Genomic DNA, 23,678 nt, shown 5'->3' with positions numbered 1-23,678 from the left:
CTTTTTAGGACATCACAATAATTATAATACAATTATATATTATTTATCAATAATTACATTAAGAAACTTTTTTACCTCTTCTATTAATTTTGCTGTATCTTCATGACTTTGAGCTATCTTTTCAACAGGGCACATATCACTCTTATCTCTATTTAATATATATTGCACCTTCGTGTTGTATTCGTATTTTATATTAGATTCTTTTAATGTTTTAATAGCACTTTCACTCATAATATCTGCAAAAACAGATGTAAACCCTGCTTTTATGCAAAGCATCGCTGCTGCTTTACCTATAACTTTATCAGCTAAACTTCCTTCTTTTATAGTTTCTTCTTTTTCTAAAACAACACTTAATAGTGGTTTTATCCCTTTTTCTCTACTTACAAATATTACTTCACCATTTTTAACTACAACTAGAGAATAATTTTTCTCAAATAATATTTTTTTTGCTGTTTCTAAATCATGCATCATATTACCACCTTGTCTAACATTTTTATATGAAATTCAAAAGCAAAATAATTAAGTGAGCAGAAATTCCAGCAGCAATACCACCTATTACATGGCTCGTTATCGCTTTTGATATAAGTTTTCTATGTCCCAATGCATCTAACATAGCAACATGTGTACTTAAAAACCCGCTCCAACACATTCCCATCGCAGTAAAAACGGCTATTTCATTTGGACCTATAATACCACTTTCTAAAAACTTTGGAACAAGACTTAAAGCTGCTCCAACAGCCCCCAATGCAGTTATAGGAAATGCTATAGCCTCAGGGCTCTTAAATCCAAATAAAGGCTTTATAATAGGTGACAAAAACTCTCCTATTCTTGGCAATAATCTAACTCCTTCAAAAGCCTTTCCTTGATATCCAATAGAAGGATCAGCTGGTCCAAAAGTTAAAACCATTATAACAGTACAAATTACTAAAACACCTGGAATTATACTAAGTCCAATATCTACGCCTAGCTTACCTCCTTCTAAGAAAGCTGTCAAAAACCTTTCAAAAAAGCTGCCTTGTGCATGTTCTATAATATTATCTTCAATATCTATATCTTTCTTGTTTTTTATCTCTTTTTCTGGCTCTTCAGGTAATACTTTTTTAGTTCTGTGAGCCATTATTCTAACGCTAATAATACTTCCTATTATAGCACCAATATTTCCTATTAATGCCTCTTTGAAATACCCTAAGCCTGTCATGAAGGTTGTAACTATAAGACCCATTCCAAATGCAGTACCTAAATTGCATAAGCAGGGTACTTGATGCTTCTTAAAATAACTTAAAAAATCATCATCCTTAGATAATGATATAATCGCTGGGTTATCAGAAAGATAAGTTGTTATTACTCCTAAAAAAGCTACTCCAGGCATATTGAATAGAGGTTTCATTAGAGGAGAAAATATCTTATTTAATAATTTAACTAAACCAAATTCAGTTGCAAGCTTACCAAAAGCTCCAGTTAATACTGCTATTGCCATAATATAAAATACAGTATCAACTAGTAATTTGTAAGCTGTTGACATAATAGTCGAAAACATATTACTAATTCCCATATTCGCCCCTAAATAGCCAAAAAATAAAGAAATAATTCCTAAAAAAATAATAGTATCCAAATACGGAATCGTTTTCCTAGTTCTTCCCGTCGTCATTTTATGCATCGTTTATACACCCCTTCTAAATAAGTTGATTAACCCAAGATAATCATATTATATAAGATACAAAATACTAAAGCAATAAATTTTATCAATGTTTTGAAAAATTCATATAAGCAATAGCAAGTATTCATATTTCTATCAATGATGTGTAAAACTAATATAAATAGTTTAAAAGGGGTGTTTAATTTGAATATTAAAGATAAGAAAGAAAATCTTACAAAAGATGAATTATTAGTTGATTACATCAAAGACCAATTAGAAGAGAAAATGCAAGCATCTAGTATGGATATTAACGTAACCTGCAGAGATGGAGTCGTTCATCTTTCTGGATTTGTTGATGTACTAGCAGAAAAAAAATACGCAGAGCAAATCGCTTATAATATTGACGGAGTTAGAAAAGTAGAAAACAACATAACTATAGGTATTGAAGGGCAAATTACAGATAAGCATATCGAAAAAGAAGTTATCGACAGACTTCGTAATAACAGTTATTCTGAAAAAATAAATGGTATTGGAGTTAAGGTAAAAGATGGTGTTGTAAATCTAGTTGGTCATGTAGACACATTAAAAGATTCACATATTGCAATGAAAATTGCCTCTGAAGTCAGAGGTGTAAAGGATGTTGTAAATAATACACAAATCTCTACTTTAGGAGTAATTGATGATGTTACTATAACTAATATGATTAGAGATAAATTAAATAGAGCTGATTTTAGTGGAGAAGATATTGCTTGTACAGTTACAGGAGGTATTGCCTCATTATCTGGATATGCACAAACTAGAAGAGATGCAGAAATAGCAAAAGAATTGGCTATGAGTGTTGAAGGGGTAAGGAAAGTTATTAATAAGATTCGAATAAGAGAAAAATAAGCCATATCACTAGATATGGCTTCAGATTGTCGGCAAAACCCCTGCAAATATTTAATATATGCAGGGGTTTTGTAATATAATCATTAAATTCCCTGAAAAAGGAATCTGTAAATAAATTTGTGCTTTAAGAAAGTACAACTCCAATCTGACAAGAAATAATTAACTAAATAGTAATAAATACTATTTAAATTTATTTCTATGATTGCCAAAATTATAAGGTAATATGTATAAAACTGTATAATTTTGGAAGCAAATTGTATGATAGAAAAAGTTTGCTTTTTATTAAAATAACACTCAAAAAATTTCCTTTATAATTTTGGTCTGAATTAAAAGTTATTAGTTATTTTTAAAGATATGGTTCTATCCTTCCTTCAAAGAATATCATTAATTGATTAATTACTATATCCCAGTCTTTATAACGGGCAGTCCATTTTTTCATCACGTTTTGACTTGCTAAATAAAGAATCTTGTATAGAGCTTTATCTGAAAGAAAGATAATAACACATCCGAGTTAGCATACCAGCTTTTTATGGCAAATGGATACTTATTCCTAATACAACATAAGCTGCTTTTTTAAATTTGTCCATCTTCTCTTACTTTATAGTGTATAGCATCCATAAATACAAGTAGATATATTGGATGAAGAGGTCTATTTTGTCATTCTTTTATTTTAAGCATTAATTTATCAGTTATTTTACTTACCATTTCAGCTGATATTTCTATTCCATGTATATCTTTTATTTGATCATGTATCTCTTGTTGACATTCCTCTTACATATAAAAATGTTACTTTTTCTTCTATTCCTGATATATCTCTTTTGTTTTTAGGAACTACTATTGGTTCAAATTCTCCATTTCTATCTCTTGAGATTTCTATTTCCATTTCTCAAAATTGTGTTTTTACTTTTTTATCTGTATATCCATTTCTACGATTATTTGTCTATTTGTTTTTTCTGCCTCCTTTAGCATAGCATAATTCTACTTCTAATTCTGCTTCAAGCATTTCTTGAAGTGCATTCTTAAAAAGGTCTTTTAGAAATGAATGAAGATCTTCTGCTGTACTTAGATTACCTTCGTTAATCATTTCTCTTAATAATTTTTTCTTAATGTACTCAGTGATCTTCTGAAACTACTTCATCTACTGAAACCATTTGTATTTGTTTTCTGTTATCTTCTTTTTGTTTACCTAGCTTTTTTCCTCCACCTCTTATATTTATTTTCATATATTATATTAGACATAAAAGAAAGAGAATCCTTTTTGATTCAAAAGATTCTTTGCTATTTTGCCTACAGTCTGTAATTAAAACATTATTTGTTTGAATTCTTTTTATATCTTTTATTCATATGAACTCGTTGTCTCACTTAACTTAATTCTATATTGTTTAATTAATTTTTCCATGGCTTTATACTAACATTATCAAATCTTATATTAGCTATTTACACTCAATTATTACTAAATTTAAAATTAAAAAACTATTAATAAAAGTCTTTATAACACAATAAAAATATTCATTCATACTATATAATAGAAAATATCTATTTTGAGGTCATCAGTTTAAATATTCATTTATTAGAATAATTAAAAAGGGAAATGAAGGGGGAAATTCAAGTTGAAAAATAATGATGTAATAAAGAAAGAACAACATAGAAAACTTATACCAGCTAAACCTCTTAATAATTCACCTAATGAGTTAATAAAAAAAAATATTTCAAGAAAACAAAATAAAAATAACATTATCCAAACTAAAAATGTTGATAAGTTCAAAGAAAAAATAGATAAATATCTAAAACAAATCGCAAACGGAAATTTTAAATACATTATTTTCATGTTTTCTGGAACAACTTACGTTCAAGAACTGCGTGGTAACAGGCCAATCAAACTAACAAAAACTTTATTAGAAATGAATGTACCAGTTTTTTTTTCGTATTGGAGATGGCATAAGAATGAAGAAATTCCTAGTTATCCAGATAATAGGTTGTTTCAATCACCTATTGACAAAACACTAGAATATATGGACGAAATAATCAAGTTTAATTTTAAGGATAAGAAAAAGATATTTGTTGTATCGTTTCCATATCCTTATTTGGTAAGAATTGTTAACCAACTTAATATGAATGGATGGGTAACTATATATGATGTAAGAGATGATTGGGAAGAATTTCATAAAGTAAAACAAGCAAAATGGTTCGATATTAATGCCGAAAAGTATATAGTTAACAATTGTGATATTGTATGTGCAATCTCTCGGCCATTACAAAAGAAAATACAGAACTATACTAAAAACAAAATAATTCAATTATCCCCGAATGCGTTTGATAGCAAATTTATAAAAGACAGTAAAATAAAAATAGCTCCTAGAGATGGAAAAGCAGTAATCGGTTATTTTGGACATTTAACAGATTCATGGTTTGATTGGGAATCATTAATAAAAATAGCAAAATTAAAAACTGATTGGACTTTTGAAATAATAGGTCATCATATGCCTAATAATTTAAATTTACCATCTAATATCAAATATATGGGGCCGAAAATTCATAATGAGATAAGAGAAATTACAAAAAAATGGAGAGTTGCCATTATACCTTTTAAAATTGGTAAACTTAGTAATGCCGTTGATCCAATTAAAGTATATGAATATCTAGGATTAGGTTTGCCAGTTGTTTCTTTTAGAATGCCACAGATCCATGATTATCCATATGTATTTATTGCAAATAATGTTAATGAATTTATTTTGCAAATTCAGAAGGCTTTAACCGTTTCTATGGATGTCAAAGTTATAGAAAAGTTTTTGGCAAATAATAGATGGGAAAATAGAGCTAAGCAATTTTTAATTTGGGGAAATAAAACATTAGATAATCCAGATTTAATTAAGCTTATATCAAGAAATAATGGGATATAAAAAAGGAGGTTTAATAATGAAAATTCTTTATTTATATAGATATGGTATATTAGGTGGAGTTAGCACACAATTAGCAAATAGGCTAAAATACCTTAAAAAGTTTTGCGAGCCACATTTTGGTTTTTTAAAAGACTATGGGGTAAGAATTACATTTGGTAACTACCCCTATGTAGCTATATTAGAAAATTTGGATGCTATAGTTGAATATATAAATAAAAACAAGTTTGATGTAATAATTGTCATTGATACAAATGAAGTGTATAAAGCAATCAAAATGTCTAATTTTGATGGTGTAGTAATAAATGAAGTTCATACAACAACATCTAATTTAAAAGCGTTGAATGATTTACGAGAAAACGCTCCAATGGATGCGATAATTACCCCATCAAAATATTTAAAAAAACGTATTTCATCCGAATTTAAATTTGATGATATTAAGCCTGTTTATGTTGTAGAAAATTGCTTAGATACTGAGTTGTTTAAATACCAAAAAATAGAAAGAAAAAGTAATAAAAAGATAATATTATGGGTTGGGAAACTGGATAATCATAAAAATTGGAAATCATTCCTTTCAATTGCTCATTCAATAAAGCAAAGAAGGCAAGATTGTGAATTTTGGTTAGTTGGTGGATATACAGCACCTGATAAAGTAGTAAATGAACTATTGAGTAAAGTAAATTATTTTGACTTATTTAATGATTTTAAATGGTTACCGCGTGTAGAATATAGTGATATGCCAAGACTATATTCTATAACTGCTGAAAGTGGTGGTTTATATATAAGCACATCTTTGAATGAATCATTTGGTATGACAATAGTAGAAGCCTTAGCATGTAAATGCCCAGTTGTCGCGCCAAATGTAGGTGCTATACCTGAAATATTAGATGATAAACTTTCTTATTATCTATACGAAGCAAATAATGAAAATGAAGCTATTTCAAAAATTTTTATACTCTTAGATAACCTTGAAAAACGCAATAATTTATTAAAAATTGGAGAAAAAATAGTTAAAGATAAGTACAGTATAGAGAAAGTTGGAAAAAAATACTTTGAAATACTAACTCAAACAATTGCCAACAATAGACAATATTAACATTCTTAAGGTTGAATGTCTAAAATTTGATAATCAAACAGTAGGAAACCAAAATATTGAATTTGACTAATTAATGGAACTATTTAAGTATCTACTCCAAATAAAAAAATTGAATATATGAGGTGAAATAGTATATGGATAGAAAAAAGATCATTATAGATATTCCATTCAATGTCTGCACATTTAGTAATAAAAGATTAACTAAAGAATGGATTAACCAGCGAATCTTAATATTTATGAAGTTCACTTTGCAAAGCTTGAAAATTCAAACTAACCAGGATTTTATTGCCCTTATTCAATATGATGATAGTACGAGAGAATTAGTGAAACAAGCACTTACTAATTATGATACCCTTCCACACAACGTTAAATTTGTTAGTCAAAGTGAACACCGCTATCAAATTTTAGAATGTATAAGGGGATACGAATATTTATATTTGGTACGGTTAGATTCTGATGACATGTATCACAAATCTTTTATACAACAATTGCATGAATATAAGCCTAAAGAAAATACTATAGCGTTAATTAACCAAAACGGTTATTTATATGATTCACTACAAAACCGATTAGCAAAAATTCATTTTACCTCTCCCCCTTTCTATACGTTAATATATAAAGTTAAAGATTATATAGAAGGAAAAAGGTATAAATTACCTGGTGGCCATACAGATGTTATTAAAGTCCCTCATGAAATTTTAGATAAGGCTAATTATGTTGTCGTTATTCATTCTAACAATGATTCAACCTCATTTAAACTCGTTAAAGATAAGGATATAATAATAGACGAATTTAAAATAAAAGAAATTTTAAAAGAATTTATGGGAAACACAAATTAATCCAACAAATTAATTTAGACTTGGATAACCTAGTACAAACATACGTTGAATTAAAAGATACTACTTTATATAATCATATTATTTTGAAATACATTTTATGGTTTGATGTTAATTCGTCAATTTTCCTCTCTTCATACTTCTTCGTTTCAAAAAATATCGATAGTCTTCTGAAAATCACTCTAGGCTAATAGTCAGCTTATTAGTTTTATTCCACAATTATCAATTATACAAAATAATACGCCCCTCCATAATTTCTTCACATAAAATAAATAAAATCATATAAATAAGATAGGAAATAAAAATTTATAACTAGCATTTCTTTATTTATTTCTCATTTTAAATGTAAGTAACAAGCAAACACTTTAAAATTATAATAAACTCCAGAAAGGGGTGCAAAAATGTCTAATCGTAATATAAAAATGATAAAGACTGTCAACTATTCACTTGTTGAAATACTAAAAAAAAACTAAATATAATAAAAAATATTTCAGATCAAAATAAAACTAAAAATATTGTGTATAACAAAGCTTGTAAAATAACTAACCCAAATTTAAAAATAGCATGTATTTTAGACGAAATTAGTTACGAATGTTTCAAATATGAATGCAAACTTATCCCCTTAGGAGTATATGATTGGAAAAATACACTAGAATGTGAAAAACCTGACCTTTTATTAGTAGAGTCAGCATGGAATGGTATTAATAATCAATGGATAAACAAAATCGCTGATTTGCACAGATTTGGTGATACTACTTTAAAAAAAATAGTTGATTGGTGTAAAAAAAACAAAATTCCAACAGTTTTCTGGAACAAAGAGGATCCTGTAAATTTCAAAAGATTTATTAATGCTGCAAAGCTTTTCGATTATATTTTTACCACAGATGCAGAAAGTATTCCTAAGTATAAAGAGCTAATAGGAAACAACCATGTATATACTTTACCATTTGCTGCACAACCTAAAATCCACAATCCAATTAATAAAGATACAGAAAAACTTGGAAAAGTTGCTTTTGCAGGTTCTTGGTATGCTAAAGGACATGAAAAAAGAAAAGAATATATGAATATAATTTTAAAACCAGCTTTCCAATACGATTTGCACATTTACGATAGAAATTATAATAATAAACATAGTTTATTTAAATTCCCCTATGAGTACCAACCGTATATAATAAAGGGCCTCCCTTATAAAGAAATGAGTAAAATCTATAAAAGATACGATGTGTTTTTAAATGTTAATTCAGTTGAAAATAGCTCTACAATGTTTTCAAGAAGAGTATTCGAATTACTGGCATGCGGAACTAATATTATTAGTAGTTATTCTAAAGGAATAGAAATTTTTTTCCCAAATATTGTTAAAATGTGCAAAACGCAAGAAGATACAAAAAAATATTTAAAGATTTTATTAAAAGACAAAGAATTAAGAGATAAATTATCATTACTTGGTCAAAGAGAAATTTTTAAAAAACATACTTATAAACATAGATTAAAGACTATTTTAGTATCTATTGGTGTTAATACCATAAATACGAATGATCCAGGTGTGTCAATTATTACTTGTACCAAACGATTTGATTTTATTAGCAATATTATTGAAAATTTTAATAGACAAAAATATGTCAAAAAAGAGTTAATAATTATTTTAAACAATAATAACATAAACCTATGCGAAGCAGAACAAATTGCAAAACAGTATGAAAATATTAGAGTATTTCAATTGAATGAAGAAATTTCGTCAGGTGAATGTTTAAATTTTGGAATTGAACAGTCAAAATTTGAAATAATATCAAAATTTGATGACTCTGATTATTATGCTCCAGATTATCTCGTTGATATCATTAATGCATATTCATATACTGACGCAGAAATAATCGGTAAATGCTCTTATTATATTTATTTTGAAGATAGTAAAATATTAGCAATAAAGCATCCAAACAATGAAAATATGTACACTAAATTCATTAAAGGATCAACACTAACTTTTAAAAAAGAAATATTTAACAAAGTAAAATTTCCAAACAAATCCAGTAATGAGGATATACAATTCTTAAAAAATTGTATAAATAATAGTTTCAAAATCTATTCTACTGATAGATTTAACTATGTATATATTCGACATAATTGTACTAATGAACATACTTGGAAAATTCAAAACAAAGATTTGTTAAAAGAATGTATCATTATTAATAGTAATATAGAGGATTATAAAAGCAAGGTTACTGTGTAGGATAGCATTTATTATTTTCGTGTTATATTTACCATAAGTTATAAAAGCCCCTAAATGCTAAAAGGAGGTTTGTTATGAAAAAAATTTGCGTATTAGGACTTGGTTATATAGGATTGCCCACTTCAGCAATTCTAGCATTAAATGGATATCAAGTAATTGGCATTGATATAAATAAAGAGATTGTTGAGACAGTTAACAAAGGAAAAATCCATATTAACGAACCAAAATTATGTAACATTGTAAGCGATATGGTAGCTAAAAAACGTTTAGTTGCCAAAACAAAGCCTGAAAAAGCAGATATTTTTATTATATCCGTTCCAACTCCGCTTAACAAAAATAAATGCTGCGATTTAAGTTTTGTAATAACAGCAATAAAATCGATTATACCATATATAGAAAAAGAAAATATTATAATTATTGAATCAACGATTCCACCACATACAGTTGAAGATATTATTAAACCTATCATAGAAAAAGCTGGTTTTAATGTTGGCAAAGATATATATTTAGCATATTGTCCTGAGAGGGTCCTCCCAGGAAGGATAATGGACGAATTGGTGAATAATAACAGAATAATTGGAGGTTGCACATCAATTTGTGCAAAAAAAGCAGCTGAAATTTATAAATCCTTTATTAAAGGAGAAATTTTAATAACAGATGCAAAAACTGCAGAAATGACAAAACTAATAGAAAATACTTTTAGAGACGTAAATATAGCTTTAGTGAACGAATTAGTTAAAATCTGTAACAAACTGCGGATTAATGTGCTTGAAGTAATCAAACTTGCAAACAAACATCCAAGGGTTAATCTACATCTACCTGGCCCAGGGGTAGGTGGACACTGTTTAGCTGTTGATCCTTATTTTATCATCCAAAAAACCCCTTATCTAGCAAGAATCATTTCTTTAGCAAGGGAAATTAACTCTAATATGCCTTATTATATAGTATCACAAGTTAAACAACTTACAAAAGACATAAATAAGCCCAAAATAGCTGTGTTTGGAATTGCTTACAAAGGTAATGTTGATGATATTAGGGAAAGTCCAGCATTAAAAATCATAGAACTCCTCAAAAATGAGGGCTTTATCGTTACAATATATGATCCATATGTAAAAACAGATATTATAGCAACCTCAACAATTAATCAATCTATAGAAAATGCCGATATGATTTTACTTCTAGCAGATCATAACGAGTTTAAGAATATTAATTACGTAAAATTAGTAAAAAAGATGCGTACACCAATAATATTTGACACAAAAAACATTATTAAAAAAATCGATAATAACTTTAAAAAAATTAAAATAATAAACTTAGGTAATTTATTTACAATTGATTAATTTATAAAAATCTCTTTAAAACTTAATTTTCAAAGCATAACTAACATCAAGCGGCTTTCAGTTGCCACAGATTGTCAACAAAACCCGTGCAAATATTTAATATAGCAAAGGTTTTGTAGGCAATCGGAGCCATATCACTAGATATGGCTTTATTTAAATCAAAATTACATTCTTACATCCATTTCTTGATGCTATATTAAATAATTTCTCCATCAGCTCATCATCTGGTACAAAGCAGTGTACTCCCTCACGTACTCCGATTGGTCTATATTTGATAATCTTATATCTTATATTTGGATTTAAACTGGCTATTAATTTGCTTATATTATCAACATTATAGTAATTATCTAAAATATCTGGTACTATTACAGTTCTGACCTCATACAGTTTATTAATCTTTGCTAAATACTTTACGTTTTCAATTACAGTTTCATTATCTTTTCCAGTAAGTTTTAAATGCTCATCTCTATCAAACGATTTCAGATCTATCATTGCCATATCCATATTTTCAACTAATAATCTTAGATTTTTTAAAGGTATATAACCATTGGAATCTAAAAAAGTAGTTAATCCTATTTCCTTTGTTTCCTTAAATATTTCACTAACAAAATTATACTGTAATGTGCACTCTCCACCAGAAATAGTAACACCAGAAATAAAGGGCTTCATTTTTCTTACAAAATCAATTACTTCGTCTACAGTCATCAATTTTACTTTTGGTGAACTTGAATTTGGGCAAGTTTTTATACATAAATCACAGTTTTTACAGTACTTTTCATCCCATATAACTTTATTATTTATTATACTAAGTGCATTATATGGACATTTATAGACACATATTCCGCAATTTATACAATAGTTAATAGTTTCTGGATTATGACAATACAAACAATCAAAATTACAACCTTGCAAAAATATTACCGTTCTATTTCCAGGCCCATCCACAGAGCTAAAGGGTAAAATTTTATTTACATAACCTTTAGTCATATCTTCTTACCTTTCTATTTAGAAGATCTTGCTTTTCAACTGCTTCCAATCCTAAAGAAACTGTATCTTGTAGCGCTTGGCATCCATTTTTTAGCCTATCCATATCTGATTTTTTAACTAAATATCCTGTAATTCTTATCAAATTACTATCACTGCAATAGAAAGAAAACATTCTTAAACCACTTTCCATTGCACCATCTATAATATTTAATACGTATTCTGGATTATTTTTCGCTGTACTATCGAAAGTAAATATATCACTTATCCCAGATGGAAAATACTTATGAAACATAGATGCTTGTAAAATATGCTCATAAATTTCTGGTTCATCACCTATTGGTATTCTACAACCAGGACTAGCATCTATATCTGAAGATATACCTGATTGTGCATGTAGAAGAAATTTACCTTTAGTAATCTTACAATATGGATTATGATAATTATTAACTTCTTTATTTAACTTCTCGATTATCTTAATACCAAGATTATTAGCTTTTTCAGAATGACCATATTTCTCCATTTTGTCCACTGCATTTAATAATATGTTAACACATTCTGCTAATCCAAAAATTCCAAACATTGCTGTAAATCTATCCTTTAAAATCAAACCTTCATCAACAAGAAAACTGCTTTCAAAGAAATTACTTTCTTCAACCAAAAATCTTATTCTTTCATCCATTACTTCAACCATTAATTTTACTGTATAAGGAATTACTCTATTAAGAAAATCGTCAATTCCTGAACTTATTTCAGCAAGTCGCTTTAAATTTAATCTTACTAATGTATAACTTCCTCCACCTATAGGCAATCCATTATAACAACTTGCTATTCCATATCTATCACCAAAATCCTTTTGAAACATTTTATGATTTGCAAAATACGGTTTAGAAACCTCTAATCCAGTTCTTACAGCCTCTATTGCAAAATCTCTAGGTGTGTCTTTACTATATTTTAGCGTTAAATTAGGTACTGCATTTCTTAATTCCCTTTCTGCAATTAATATCGCTCTTCCCACCTTAGTAGCTTCTGGCCCAATATTGGCATGAACAAAAGAATCAGTTAAAGTCCTATCTATATGAGTTAAAAACAATTTTATTATACTTAATACATATTCTTCATCTTCATCTGCTGCATAAGGCTCTAATAATTTATCTATTTCACCTAAATATACTGGAAACGATGTTATTGAAGGTACATGTTTATATAAAATCAATAGGTTATTAACAGCTTCCAACAGATTTTCGGCAGGTTTTAAACCTAAAAATCTACTGCCATTCTCCATAAATTTTTTATAATCAGGCAATATATATCTAGGTCTATAAGGTGCATTACCTTCAAACAAGTCACATATAATGCCTTTATCCATAAACTCTTTTGCTTCAGAACTAATATTTAATACATTTATTGAATTTTCAGCTTCTCTTGCTAACTGTAACACTTTTTGCTCAAATGTTAATGTTTTATCTTTAATAATATTTAATACATTTTCCATAAATTCCACTCCCTAACCTTCAAATAAATCTTCGAAAATTTTTTCTATTTGCTCCTTTCTTCTTTGTGTTTCTTCTATATCTATATAACACTCATTATCTTTAATTACTACTACATCTCCTTCCTTAGCATTCTGTGGAAGGTTATCTTTAAGTATATTAATAACTTTTAAATTCTCTAGCTCAATTAGAGCATATTCTCCTTCAAATCTATCAATTATACCCTTAATAAAAATACCCCCTATTCTATACAATTTTTATGAGGCCTATATCCTGCTTTTTCTGCTTCTTCTTTACTATTGAATATTACCCTGTTTTCTTGTTTTGGTAAACTTTTGCACGTTGTAGTATGGTAAACCTTTGTTTTTTTATTTCCTATATAAATTATTTTTTTATCTCTTTCATTTTTTGTTGCATCATCATTATTTTTCACAATTTCTTTATTAAAGTTGATTTTATATCCATCAGAAGTTGCAATTATAGTTCCTAATTCATCTGTTCTAAATACTTTTATTCCCATTTTATCTAGTCTTTTTAAAACTTCTTTATGAGGATGCCCATAATCATTATCTTTACCAACTGATATAACCGCAAATTTAGGATTAACTCTTTTTAAAAATTCATAATTTGTTGAAGTCCTACCACCATGATGTCCAACCTTTAAAACATCTGCCTTTAAATTATAACCTAGCTTTATCATTTCTTCTTCAGAATCCTTTTCAGCATCACCTGTAAAAATAAAAGAAGTATTTTTATAAATTAACTTATTTACTATTGAATATTCATTAGTTTCATCATACTTTTCAGAATTTGGAGCAATTATTGTAAACTTCAAGTCCTCTGTATCTATAATACTTAAGCCGCCTTTTGCTTGTATAATCTTTAGACCTTTGTTTTTTATTTCTTCCAATAAGTTTTTAAATATTCTTGTATTACTTGTCTTATTTGGCATATACACTTTTCCGATATCGAAACTTTTTATAACTTCTGGCAATCCACCAATATGATCTTCATGTGGATGAGTTGCAATAATATAATTAATCCTACTAATACCCATTTTTTCTATGTATTCAACTACAAATCTTCCATCTTCTCTATTGCCACCGTCTATTAATGCAGTCTCACCATTAGGAAATTGTATAAGTATACTATCTGCCTGCCCAACATCAAGAAAATGAACTTTTAATAAACTATAGCTATTATTTGATACATTTTGATTCGATACATCAACTCCAGTACAACCAAAAAGAAATACAATCAATAAGATTAATACTAAAAGTTTCATTTTTGTTGCTTTTATAAACTTCATCATTGTCATACCTCCCTAGATGCAGAAATATTATCATTGTTAATATAATTATAACATAAATAGATATAACGACTTCGCCATTTGTTTTTCGATTATCAAATGACAAAAAATAAATAACTGATGGCTGCAGATTATTAGCTGTCAGCCACCAGTTATCAGCCTATTGGATAGATATATATTTATACTTTCCTTATTTGAACTTGTCTTGCTTTATCAATAATTTATGCTTTCTTATCATCCATAATTGCTATTCTTTTTTCGATCTTATTCTTCCATAATAACAGCAGCCTATGGCACCATTAAACTGAGGATAATCTAATGAAATTACTTCATCATAATCTGCACTTAAGTATTTTATTAGTGCACTATTACGAGCTACGCCACCTGAAAGTACTAGCTTTCTGCCTTTAAATCTTGTCAAAAGCGGCTTCAATCTCTTGTATAAAGAAAAATTAACACTAGAACATAGCGATTCTAAATTAACTCCTTCTGCAATTTTCCCTATTAGTTCAGATTCAGAAAAAACTGCACAAGTTGAATTAAGCTCAACTGGATCTTTATAATGTTTAAATAATTCATCTAAAGAAACCTCTAAAACATTAGCCATATTTTCTAAATATCTACCACATGAAGCTGCACATTTGTCATTCAGCTCCAAATCACTTATAATTCCCTTTTCAACTTTCACAATTTTAACATCTTGACCACCAACGTCCAATAAAATAAAATCCTTTAAACCACTCTGATAAATTGCACCATATACATGAGCCTTTATTTCATTGATGGGCTCAAACTTTCTTAAATCAGTATTATTTCTTCCGTATCCAGTTGAAATTGCTATATCTACATCTTTAATACTAAGCTTTTGCAAGTCTACTACTATCTTTCCATCAAAGTTGCAATAATCTCTATAAAAAGACATTGTACTAACTTTAAACATTTTTATTATCTTTTCATCTTCCATTAACACAACCTTTACTTCTCTACTTCCTAAATCTATTCCTAAAATTCTCAACTTCAGCACCCCTTCAAGTCACTAAGCATATCTAAAAATGCTTCTATTCTAAATTTAGTTCTAGCATCTAGATGATTTAATTTATCACCTTCTATATTTAAAACTGGAACATCTAATTCTTTTTTTATAATAATATCTTCGATTGCTCTATAACAAAAAGCTTGAGTATAATGTATAATACCATCTATTTTTCTCTTCTTAATTTCTTCTTTTATCTTTTCTAATCTAAACCCAATATCATATGGATAAGTATAATCATAATACTGCTCATAAATATCTTTAGCATTTTCAGCCCTTGGAAAAGCAAACTCTCTTTGAACTTCATTGTAAATTATATGTGAGTCAAATTTCTCTACAAATTCATATAAATCACCAGTCATAGGTGGTACACCTATATACCCTAATCTTACTTTCCTCATTACTGGACTTCTTTTTTCAATTTCATGCAATTTTTTTAATAGCATTTCCTCAAATTCGTCTATATTTCCATTAAAATCACTCAAACTTACTTGATATAAATGATTTTCAAACCCATTTACTTTTCCTTCTATATACGTAAGCTCATCTATCCTCTTTGCAATTTTTCTAATATCGTTTAGTCTTTTTCTGATTAACTCAACTTGAGTTTCATAAACTCCAAATAAAGACATAAAATCTTTTATTGCTTTCTTTACATCACTTAAGCTATGACTATGTGGATATGAAAAAGGATATACCTTTATGCCCTTTTGTTTTAATACTTCTATCAACACTTTAGTATTTGAACAATCTCCTTCTATTACACCTATTACTTCAGTAATCTCATTTTCCAAAACTGCCCCATAGATACCTTTAATCCAAGCACATGAGCTTTTTGGAAAACCATCTCTTTCTGCTATCTCTATATATTTTCCATAATCCTCTGAAGTAATAAAAAGATTATTTAAGTCAATAACTCTGTATCCAGCAGCTAATAAAACTTCTATTGGAACGGTTGTAGTTATCCCTATTGTTTTCATCTTAAGTACCTCCTAAACAATTAAATCCAAAAAGTACAAAAAAAGGGCATACGTGCCCTCTCTATTAAAACTACCTATATCGGTAGCTGGCCCGTAGTTTTGTTTAAAGACAGGATGGTTTCGAACTGTCTTATTCAATTTTGCTGATTAAGTATAGCATAAATATTTTAAATACTCAATGTTAATTTCACATCAAACCCTTAATAACTTCCTTAATTTATATTTATAATAATTGATAGCTAAGCTATAACATATATCATAAATAATAAATAATACTTGTAATAACAATAAGATAAGCCATATTGGAAGTTTTATATATAAATTACTAACAAATAAGTTTACTGTAATTATATAAGTTACATAGACAAATAAGTTGAAAAGGACTATTTTTATTACCCATTCAACTAAAATATTATTTATTTTTTCAATATAATATTTTATTATTCCATAATACCCAAAATAAATTACATATGGTATCATTATTAATTTGTTAGGTATAACTATAAATCCTAAAATAGAGACAGCTCCATAAGTTATTAATGAAAAGTAAGTTTTAAATTCTATTATAATAACAGCGATAAAAACAGTACTCAAACAAAAGAAAAAAATTTTATTAGTAGGTAATATCGAAGCTAAATATAGGCACAAAACAGATAATAATACAACAATACCACCTAGAGCTACTTTTTTTGACTTGCTTGAATTACTCATATTATTTGCCCCCATTAACAGCAAGTAATAAAATCTCCTCCCATACATTCACAACAACAATCAGTACATATTAAACACTGACAAATTTCACAAAGAGAAGTATCGCCCCCATAACCCATATTTCGCCCTACATCTCTATAAGTTTCATTTCTAAAAGAAATATTGTTTAATACATTTCTATACTCAACGTTGTTTGGATCCAAATTTACAGCTCTCCTAACATGCTGATATCCTTGCTCATACCAGCCTTTTTTCAACAATATTACTCCTTTTAAGAAATACCATTCTGCTCCTCTATTCGTACTGTTTTCTAATATATCATATGCTTCTTTAAGTCTTCCCATATCAATTAATCTGCGAACCTTATTGAACTCATTATAACTATCGCTTTCATATCGATAGTAATTCCAGTTATTATTATCTTCATTATTTCTATTCCTTTTATTCATAAGAATGTTATATGCTTCATTAATTTCTTTTAGTTTTTCTTCAGCAAGATCAGCAAGAGGGTTGTTAACATATTGGTCTGGATGATATTTTCTCACAAGTCTCTTATATGCTCTCTTTATTTCTTCTTCACTTGCACCTTCTCTAAGACCTAATACCTCATAAGGATTTTTCATTTTTTACAACTCCTTTTCTTAAGAATCTGCATCATTTTCTGCCTTGTTCCCATGTAAACTATATTTTCAATTATACTTCTATTATATTTTATATCAAGTAATTCGTAACTTTTTGCCAAATTGTCTAGCGTAAATGTCAGAGTAAATTCTATAGGTTCTCTTACTCTATTAATAAAACTTTCTAATCCTTCTTCTAAGTTATATTTATATTGTAAAAGAATAGGGTTATAATTCCCCTCTTTAACATCTTTTTCAATATCATTAAATGCATCTAATACGTAAATAAAGCGTCCTAAATTATACCCAAGCCATCTTAAAACTCTTATCGTCCTATCATCACTAATAAACGGCGATGCAGCTATCTCTTCCATTAGCTTACCAAAAACATCAGCACTCTCATCAATAATATCACATTTTTCTTTTTCTAGTTTTGCTAGCTTGTCTAAATTATTTACAACAGCTAAATATTTATCTTCAAAAACGTTTTTAGCTTTATTTTTGGGAAAAATAAAGGGTATCATACCCATTAAAGAAAGTAAATTTCTTTCATCTTTCCAATCATCTAACAATTTATAATAAACTAGAATAACACTAATATAAGCACTATAACTAAGATTTTTATTTTTCACTATAATAGGCTTTTTCTTAAATGGATTAGCAATACAGCCTTCAAATTTTATCTTGTCTCTTTCTTCGTCTAAAGATGATAACAAAAGACCTAAAAAAGTAAAATCATAATTTAGTCCAAATCTAACTACTTGATTAAATTCACTTCCAAGAGTCTTACATAATCCGCAATAATATGCTTTAAATGTATTGTATTCTCTAACTTTCAATTCATCTTTATATGGTGTTACATAGCCAAACAATTTATCCACTCTTTCTGTTTTTTAAATTGATTTAATTGCTTAATTAATATTTTAAAGTATGAAATAAGAAATAACAATAATATTCTTGCCAAAAAATCTCCAATACTCAAGAAATTGATTATAGTTTATTATTAAATGGCAATAATAGAATTGAAATTAAAATCGGAGGTAAACTTATGAGAATACCAAAACATATCGGAATAATTCCTGATGGAAATAGAAGATGGGCCGTCGGGAAAGGACTTTCAAAAGAAATGGGCTATGAAAAAGGTCTTGACCCTGGTATTAAAGTGTTTGAATTATGCAAAAAAATAGGAGTTAAAGAGCTTACATTTTATGGTTTTACTGTGGATAATACTAAAAGGCCTTCAATACAAACTAGAGCGTTTACTAAAGCATGTATAAAAGCTGTAGAATTACTTTCAAATAAAGATGCTTCTTTGTTAGTAGTAGGTAATACTGATTCTCCTATGTTTCCTAAAGAATTACTGCCTTATACTAATAATAGAAAAACATTTGGTAAAGGAGGTATAAAAGTTAATTTTTTAGTTAACTATGGTTGGCAATGGGATATAAAAAATTTAATAAATCAGAAAAATATCTCCAATAATGTAATAGGCTTATTGCATTCAAAAGATATTTCAAGAATAGACCTAGTTATACGCTGGGGAGGTAGAAAAAGATTAAGTGGTTTTTTACCTTTACAAACAGTTTATTCAGACTTCTATTTCATTGATGATTACTGGCCTGATTTTAGAGAAGAGCATTTTTACCAAGCTCTTGAATGGTACGATAAACAGGACATAACATTAGGAGGATAAAATATAGGCTTAACATATTGTTAAGCCTATATTTTAACTTATATATCATTTACAGGAGTTAATGGTTTTTCATTGTTTAATACAGCTATTATGTTTTTTGCAGCTATTTTCGCCATATTATCTCTCGTATTAATAGTTGCACTACCTATATGTGGCACTAAAACAACGTTATCCATTTTCTTTAAATCTTCCTCTACTTCTGGTTCTTTTTCATAAACATCCAATCCCGCTCCCCAGATTTCTTTTTCTTTTAAAGCCTTTACTAGTGCTTTTTCATCTACCACAGGACCTCTAGCTGTATTTATTAGAATTGCAGTCTCTTTCATTAATTTGAATTCACGTTCTCCAATCATATGATAAGTTTCTTTTGTAAGTGGAACATGAAGAGAAATGAAGTCTGATTCTTTTAACAAAGTATCTTTATCAACCCACTTAGCATTAAACATTTTTTCCATTTCCTCATCTCTTTTTCTATTATGATACAAAATCTTCATCTCAAACCCAATACTCCTCTTAGCTAGCGTCTTACCTATTCTACCAGCACCAATTATGCCTAAAGTCTTTCCAACCAAATCTTGCCCTAAAAAAAGAGTCGGAGACCAACATTTAAACTTTCCAGCTCTAGTATATTTATCAGCTTCAACTATTCTTCTTGCAACACTTAATAAAAGAGTCCAAGCTAAATCAGCAGTTGCATCTGATAGCACACCAGGCGTATTTGTAATAATAATACCTCTTTTTGTAGCCTCATCAACATCTATATTATTAAATCCTACTGCATAATTTGCAAATATCTTTACATTCTTAGCCCTATCATATACTTCCTTATCAATCAAATCTGTTAATTGACACAACACAGCATCTTTATCTTCAATATTGCTTATTAATTCTTCTTTAGTTAAAGGTCTATCTTCCATATTAATTTCAACTTCAAAATGCTGCTTTAGAAGGTTGATTCCTATATCAGGTATTTTTCGTGTTATATAAACTTTTTTTCTATTCACAAAACTCCTCCCCTTGATTCTATTAGTTATAATTATTTTATCGCTTAATATTTATATATTTCAATAGATAAACTAATTATCTAATGCACACTTTGTAAATTATATCTTTCTATCTTCTTATATAAACCAATTCTACTAATTCCTAGTATTTTAGCAACTTTATTTTTATTCCAATTGTTTTTTTCTAAACATTCGAAAATAATTTCTTTCTCTATTTCTTCTATTATTTTTTTTAAACTTTTTTCTTCACAAACGTATTTCTTTGATCTTTTTTTAGTTATTTTTTCAGGCAAATGCTCAGGCTTTATAATCAAATCTGAATCTAATAAATTTACTGCCCTTTCAATAACATTTTCTAACTCTCTAATATTTCCAGGCCAATCATAACTTTCAAGACATTTTATTGCATCATCCGAAATACCTTCCACATATTTTCCTAGTCTACTAGATACTTTTACAAGAAGTTTTTTTGCAAGCATACTGATATCTTCTTTTCTTTCTCTTAAAGGAAGTATTTTAATAGGCATTACATTAAGTCTAAAATAGAGATCTTCTCTAAATAATCCTTGTTTTACAAGTATCTCCAAATCTTTATTTGTAGACGCTATTATTCTAACATCTATATTTCTTACAACATTTCCTCCTAATCTTTCAATCTCTTTTTCTTGGATTACTCTTAAAAGTTTAGCCTGCATTTTGATAGGCATATCCCCTATTTCATCAAGTAAAATCGTCCCTCCATTAGCTAGTTCAAATTTTCCTTTCTTTCCACCTTTTTTAGCACCAGTAAACGCACCTTCTTCATATCCAAACAATTCAGATTCAAGTAGTTCATCTGGTATTGCAGCACAATTTATTCTAATAAACGGACCTAAATATCTTTTACTAGCATTATGAATAGCATGTGCAAAAAGCTCTTTTCCTGTTCCACTTTCTCCTGTAATCAAAACGTTCGAATCTGTTTTTGCTACTTTCATAGCCAATTCTTTTACTGCTTGAATACTAGCACTACTGCCAATTATATCTTTAAATGAATATTTTGCAGTTCTTTCTTTGTTTAATTCACTCTTATAATATTCTAATTCTTGCTCTAATCTATTAACTTTATTAGTCAAAGTAACTAAATCACTCACATCTTTAAACATAACTTTTCCAACAGCACCAATTACTTTTCCATTCTTTTTTATCGGAATACGCATAGCTACCATTTTATTACCTTGTACTTCTTGAATCTCACCAATTTCCATTACTCCTGTTTTTAAAATAATATGCATTCTTGTATTTTCTATAACTTCAGTGACGTGCTTACCTTCAGGGTTAGGGCTACCAATAAATTCTTTATATGCTTTACTCATCATAGTAATTATTCCTTTTTCATCTACTACAACAACTTTTTCATTTAATACATCTAAAATTGTATTGAGTATTTCTAAATGTACTTTATCTTCTTTAATTATTTTTATCAATTTACTATAATCTGTAACTTCACGAAATAAAGCTATTGCTCCTTCAACTTTTTCATCTTTAAATACAGGTATTTTGTTTAAAACAAATTTTCTTCCATTATATATAAAATTATTCTCTAGTTCTTCTTTTCCAGTTTCTAATACTATATTGAGCTTAATACTCAATATAAAATCTTCTATTTTTTTCTTTTTTATAGTTTCAAATCCAAATATTTTCTTTGCAGCTTCATTAATTATAACAACATTACCTAATTTATCTATTCCTATTACTGCGTCAGTCATATTTTTAAAAACTTCTCTAAAACTACTTGCAAATTCCATTGCACTCTCACCCTTTATATAAATAGACTTTGTTAAAATTATATCATATTAGCATTTTAAAAACAAAACATCAGTAATTTTACTATAAAAAAACTCTCTTGACTTTTAGTCAAGAGAGTTTTGCATTTCTTTTGATTTTTTCACAGCTTCTATTTCTTCAATTAATGCAGGAATTACTTTATTTACATCTCCAACAATACCAATATCAGCAACTTCAAAAATAGGAGCTTCAGGGTCTTTATTTATTGCAATAATAAAATCTGATTCTTCCATTCCAGCTAAATGTTGAATTGCTCCTGAAATACCACATGCTATATATAAATCAGGTCTAACTGTTTTCCCAGTCTGTCCTACTTGATGTTCTCTATCAATCCATCCAGCATCAACTACTGCACGTGAGGCTGCAATTAATCCATCAAGCTTATCTGCAAGTTTTTTAAGCAATTCAAATTTCTCTGGTTTACCAATACCTCTTCCCCCTGCAACTAATACACTTGCTTCTTCAATTTTTATTTTCTGCTTTTTCTCTTTTACTATTTCCAATATTTCAACATTTATATCTTCTTTAGAAAAATTAACTTTAAACTCTTCAATCTTTCCAACTCTGTTTTCATCTTTTTCAAGCAATGGCATAACTCCAGGTCTTACTGTAGACATTTGAGGTCTATGGTCTGGACAGACAATTGTAGCCATTAAATTGCCACCAAAAGCTGGTCTTGTCATTAAAAGATTTCTAGTTTCTTCTTCTATATCTAAAGAAGTACAGTCTGCTGTAAGCCCTGTATGTATTCTAGCTGAAACTCTAGGTGCTAAATCTCTACCTATTGCCGTAGCACCAATTAAAAATATTTCTGGCTTTCTTGATTTTATTACTTCTGTTAAAGCTTTAGTATAAGGTTCAGTCATATAAACATCTAATATTTCATCATCTATATAAATAACTTCATCAGCTCCATAGTAAATTAGAGTATCTATTTTGTCTTTTATATTATACCCAAGTATAACAGCCGTAACAGACTCGCCTATTTTTTTTGCAATCTCTCTACCCTTTCCAATTAACTCCAATGAAACTCTCTGAATTTCACCCTCTCTCTGCTCAACAAAAACATACACACCTCTAAATTCTTTAATATTCAAGGTACTC

21 protein-coding genes and 1 pseudogene are annotated in these 23,678 nt (G+C 28.4%); 7 read left to right on the top strand and 15 right to left on the bottom strand.

The features are described from left to right. Nucleotides 1–39 precede the first annotated feature (39 nt). Both BFN48_RS06350 and BFN48_RS06345 read right to left on the bottom strand, forming a co-directional pair. Nucleotides 40–468, bottom strand: a complete 429-nt coding sequence (locus BFN48_RS06350) for a DUF1893 domain-containing protein (RefSeq protein ID WP_069650067.1) — start codon at nucleotides 466–468, stop codon at nucleotides 40–42. A gap of 25 nt (nucleotides 469–493) precedes the next feature. Beyond that, on the bottom strand, nucleotides 494–1,657 hold the full coding sequence (locus tag BFN48_RS06345) for a CD0519/CD1768 family membrane protein (RefSeq protein WP_069650066.1): 1,164 nt from the start codon (nucleotides 1,655–1,657) through the stop codon (nucleotides 494–496). A gap of 183 nt (nucleotides 1,658–1,840) precedes the next feature. On the opposite strand from BFN48_RS06345, the gene BFN48_RS06340 reads away from it, so the two are divergent. Next, nucleotides 1,841–2,524 (top strand): BON domain-containing protein, encoded by a 684-nt coding sequence (locus BFN48_RS06340; protein WP_176718838.1) that lies wholly within the window; start codon nucleotides 1,841–1,843, stop codon nucleotides 2,522–2,524. A gap of 346 nt (nucleotides 2,525–2,870) precedes the next feature. Here the strand turns inward: BFN48_RS06340 and BFN48_RS12115 are convergent. After that, nucleotides 2,871–3,608: pseudogene (locus tag BFN48_RS12115) on the bottom strand (transposase). 526 nt (nucleotides 3,609–4,134) lie between these two features. Here BFN48_RS12115 and BFN48_RS06330 point away from each other — a divergent pair. From BFN48_RS06330 to BFN48_RS06310, 5 genes are all read left to right on the top strand, one after another. Beyond that, entirely contained in the window at nucleotides 4,135–5,424 is a 1,290-nt protein-coding gene (locus BFN48_RS06330; RefSeq protein ID WP_069650065.1) for a glycosyltransferase family protein, read from the top strand. Between the two features lie 16 nt (nucleotides 5,425–5,440). Next, nucleotides 5,441–6,517 (top strand): glycosyltransferase family 4 protein, encoded by a 1,077-nt coding sequence (locus BFN48_RS06325; RefSeq protein WP_069650064.1) that lies wholly within the window; start codon nucleotides 5,441–5,443, stop codon nucleotides 6,515–6,517. A 134-nt stretch (nucleotides 6,518–6,651) separates the two neighbouring features. Then, nucleotides 6,652–7,356 (top strand): glycosyltransferase, encoded by a 705-nt coding sequence (locus tag BFN48_RS06320; protein ID WP_069650063.1) that lies wholly within the window; start codon nucleotides 6,652–6,654, stop codon nucleotides 7,354–7,356. A 514-nt stretch (nucleotides 7,357–7,870) separates the two neighbouring features. Then, a complete protein-coding gene (locus tag BFN48_RS06315) occupies nucleotides 7,871–9,580 on the top strand; it encodes a glycosyltransferase family protein (protein ID WP_242863232.1) in 1,710 nt (569 codons plus the stop codon). A 74-nt stretch (nucleotides 9,581–9,654) separates the two neighbouring features. Further along, nucleotides 9,655–10,920, top strand: a complete 1,266-nt coding sequence (locus BFN48_RS06310; RefSeq protein ID WP_069650062.1) for a nucleotide sugar dehydrogenase — start codon at nucleotides 9,655–9,657, stop codon at nucleotides 10,918–10,920. Between the two features lie 153 nt (nucleotides 10,921–11,073). On the opposite strand, the gene BFN48_RS06305 is transcribed toward BFN48_RS06310, so the two are convergent. From BFN48_RS06305 to BFN48_RS06265, 9 genes are all read right to left on the bottom strand, one after another. Next, nucleotides 11,074–11,907 (bottom strand): YjjW family glycine radical enzyme activase, encoded by an 834-nt coding sequence (locus BFN48_RS06305; RefSeq protein WP_069650061.1) that lies wholly within the window; start codon nucleotides 11,905–11,907, stop codon nucleotides 11,074–11,076. After that, a complete protein-coding gene (locus tag BFN48_RS06300; protein WP_069650060.1) occupies nucleotides 11,900–13,399 on the bottom strand; it encodes a YjjI family glycine radical enzyme in 1,500 nt (499 codons plus the stop codon). The genes BFN48_RS06305 and BFN48_RS06300 overlap by 8 nt, the downstream gene beginning before the upstream one ends. A gap of 12 nt (nucleotides 13,400–13,411) precedes the next feature. After that, nucleotides 13,412–13,651: a DUF3006 domain-containing protein gene (locus BFN48_RS06295; protein WP_242863231.1), complete on the bottom strand. Its 240-nt coding sequence runs from the start codon at nucleotides 13,649–13,651 to the stop codon at nucleotides 13,412–13,414. Next, nucleotides 13,639–14,709 (bottom strand): MBL fold metallo-hydrolase, encoded by a 1,071-nt coding sequence (locus tag BFN48_RS06290; protein WP_069650059.1) that lies wholly within the window; start codon nucleotides 14,707–14,709, stop codon nucleotides 13,639–13,641. The genes BFN48_RS06295 and BFN48_RS06290 overlap by 13 nt, the downstream gene beginning before the upstream one ends. A 244-nt stretch (nucleotides 14,710–14,953) precedes the next feature. After that, nucleotides 14,954–15,721 carry an acyl-CoA dehydratase activase gene (locus BFN48_RS06285; protein WP_069650058.1) on the bottom strand — a complete coding sequence of 256 codons (768 nt, stop codon included), beginning with the start codon at nucleotides 15,719–15,721 and terminating at the stop codon, nucleotides 14,954–14,956. Nucleotides 15,722–15,723: 2 nt separating this feature from the next. Then, nucleotides 15,724–16,719, bottom strand: coding sequence for a 2-hydroxyacyl-CoA dehydratase family protein (locus tag BFN48_RS06280; protein WP_069650057.1), 996 nt, complete (start codon nucleotides 16,717–16,719; stop codon nucleotides 15,724–15,726). 192 nt (nucleotides 16,720–16,911) lie between these two features. After that, nucleotides 16,912–17,430 carry a hypothetical protein gene (locus BFN48_RS06275; RefSeq protein ID WP_069650056.1) on the bottom strand — a complete coding sequence of 173 codons (519 nt, stop codon included), beginning with the start codon at nucleotides 17,428–17,430 and terminating at the stop codon, nucleotides 16,912–16,914. Between the two features lie 14 nt (nucleotides 17,431–17,444). Then, entirely contained in the window at nucleotides 17,445–18,053 is a 609-nt protein-coding gene (locus BFN48_RS06270; protein WP_069650055.1) for a J domain-containing protein, read from the bottom strand. Next, nucleotides 18,050–18,931: a DUF5685 family protein gene (locus BFN48_RS06265; protein WP_207644704.1), complete on the bottom strand. Its 882-nt coding sequence runs from the start codon at nucleotides 18,929–18,931 to the stop codon at nucleotides 18,050–18,052. The genes BFN48_RS06270 and BFN48_RS06265 overlap by 4 nt, the downstream gene beginning before the upstream one ends. Nucleotides 18,932–19,098: 167 nt before the next feature. Between BFN48_RS06265 and uppS the strand changes: the two genes are divergently transcribed. Next, nucleotides 19,099–19,743 carry a polyprenyl diphosphate synthase gene (uppS, locus tag BFN48_RS06260; RefSeq protein ID WP_069650053.1) on the top strand — a complete coding sequence of 215 codons (645 nt, stop codon included), beginning with the start codon at nucleotides 19,099–19,101 and terminating at the stop codon, nucleotides 19,741–19,743. 38 nt (nucleotides 19,744–19,781) lie between these two features. Here the strand turns inward: uppS and BFN48_RS06255 are convergent, their stop codons facing one another. The 3 genes from BFN48_RS06255 to BFN48_RS06245 all read right to left on the bottom strand — a co-directional run bounded on the left by BFN48_RS06255 (nucleotide 19,782) and on the right by BFN48_RS06245 (nucleotide 23,665). Further along, nucleotides 19,782–20,747: a 2-hydroxyacid dehydrogenase gene (locus BFN48_RS06255; protein WP_069650052.1), complete on the bottom strand. Its 966-nt coding sequence runs from the start codon at nucleotides 20,745–20,747 to the stop codon at nucleotides 19,782–19,784. A gap of 80 nt (nucleotides 20,748–20,827) precedes the next feature. After that, nucleotides 20,828–22,534, bottom strand: a complete 1,707-nt coding sequence (locus BFN48_RS06250; RefSeq protein ID WP_069650051.1) for a sigma-54 interaction domain-containing protein — start codon at nucleotides 22,532–22,534, stop codon at nucleotides 20,828–20,830. Between the two features lie 105 nt (nucleotides 22,535–22,639). Continuing rightward, nucleotides 22,640–23,665: an electron transfer flavoprotein subunit alpha/FixB family protein gene (locus tag BFN48_RS06245; RefSeq protein ID WP_278287316.1), complete on the bottom strand. Its 1,026-nt coding sequence runs from the start codon at nucleotides 23,663–23,665 to the stop codon at nucleotides 22,640–22,642. Between the last annotated feature and the right edge of the window lie 13 nt (nucleotides 23,666–23,678).

The organism is Caloranaerobacter ferrireducens (assembly GCF_001730685.1).
Taxonomy (GTDB): domain Bacteria; phylum Bacillota; class Clostridia; order Tissierellales; family Thermohalobacteraceae; genus Caloranaerobacter; species Caloranaerobacter ferrireducens.
Note: the sequence above shows the minus strand (reverse complement) of the source record. Positions and strands in the feature narration are given on the sequence as shown.

Bases quoted from the DNA above. Each gene is read 5' to 3' on its own strand.
- BFN48_RS06290 (WP_069650059.1), bottom strand. From the start codon at position 14,709: ATGATGAAGTTTATAAAAGCAACAAAAATGAAACTTTTAGTATTAATC.
- BFN48_RS06300 (WP_069650060.1), bottom strand. From the start codon at position 13,399: ATGGAAAATGTATTAAATATTATTAAAGATAAAACATTAACATTTGAG.
- BFN48_RS06270 (WP_069650055.1), bottom strand. From the start codon at position 18,053: ATGAAAAATCCTTATGAGGTATTAGGTCTTAGAGAAGGTGCAAGTGAA.
- BFN48_RS06310 (WP_069650062.1), top strand. From the start codon at position 9,655: ATGAAAAAAATTTGCGTATTAGGACTTGGTTATATAGGATTGCCCACT.
- BFN48_RS06275 (WP_069650056.1), bottom strand. From the start codon at position 17,430: ATGAGTAATTCAAGCAAGTCAAAAAAAGTAGCTCTAGGTGGTATTGTT.
- BFN48_RS06325 (WP_069650064.1), top strand. From the start codon at position 5,441: ATGAAAATTCTTTATTTATATAGATATGGTATATTAGGTGGAGTTAGC.
- BFN48_RS06320 (WP_069650063.1), top strand. From the start codon at position 6,652: ATGGATAGAAAAAAGATCATTATAGATATTCCATTCAATGTCTGCACA.
- BFN48_RS06350 (WP_069650067.1), bottom strand. From the start codon at position 468: ATGCATGATTTAGAAACAGCAAAAAAAATATTATTTGAGAAAAATTAT.
- BFN48_RS06250 (WP_069650051.1), bottom strand. From the start codon at position 22,534: ATGGAATTTGCAAGTAGTTTTAGAGAAGTTTTTAAAAATATGACTGAC.
- BFN48_RS06280 (WP_069650057.1), bottom strand. From the start codon at position 16,719: ATGAAAACAATAGGGATAACTACAACCGTTCCAATAGAAGTTTTATTA.
- BFN48_RS06305 (WP_069650061.1), bottom strand. From the start codon at position 11,907: ATGACTAAAGGTTATGTAAATAAAATTTTACCCTTTAGCTCTGTGGAT.
- BFN48_RS06345 (WP_069650066.1), bottom strand. From the start codon at position 1,657: ATGCATAAAATGACGACGGGAAGAACTAGGAAAACGATTCCGTATTTG.
- uppS (WP_069650053.1), top strand. From the start codon at position 19,099: ATGAGAATACCAAAACATATCGGAATAATTCCTGATGGAAATAGAAGA.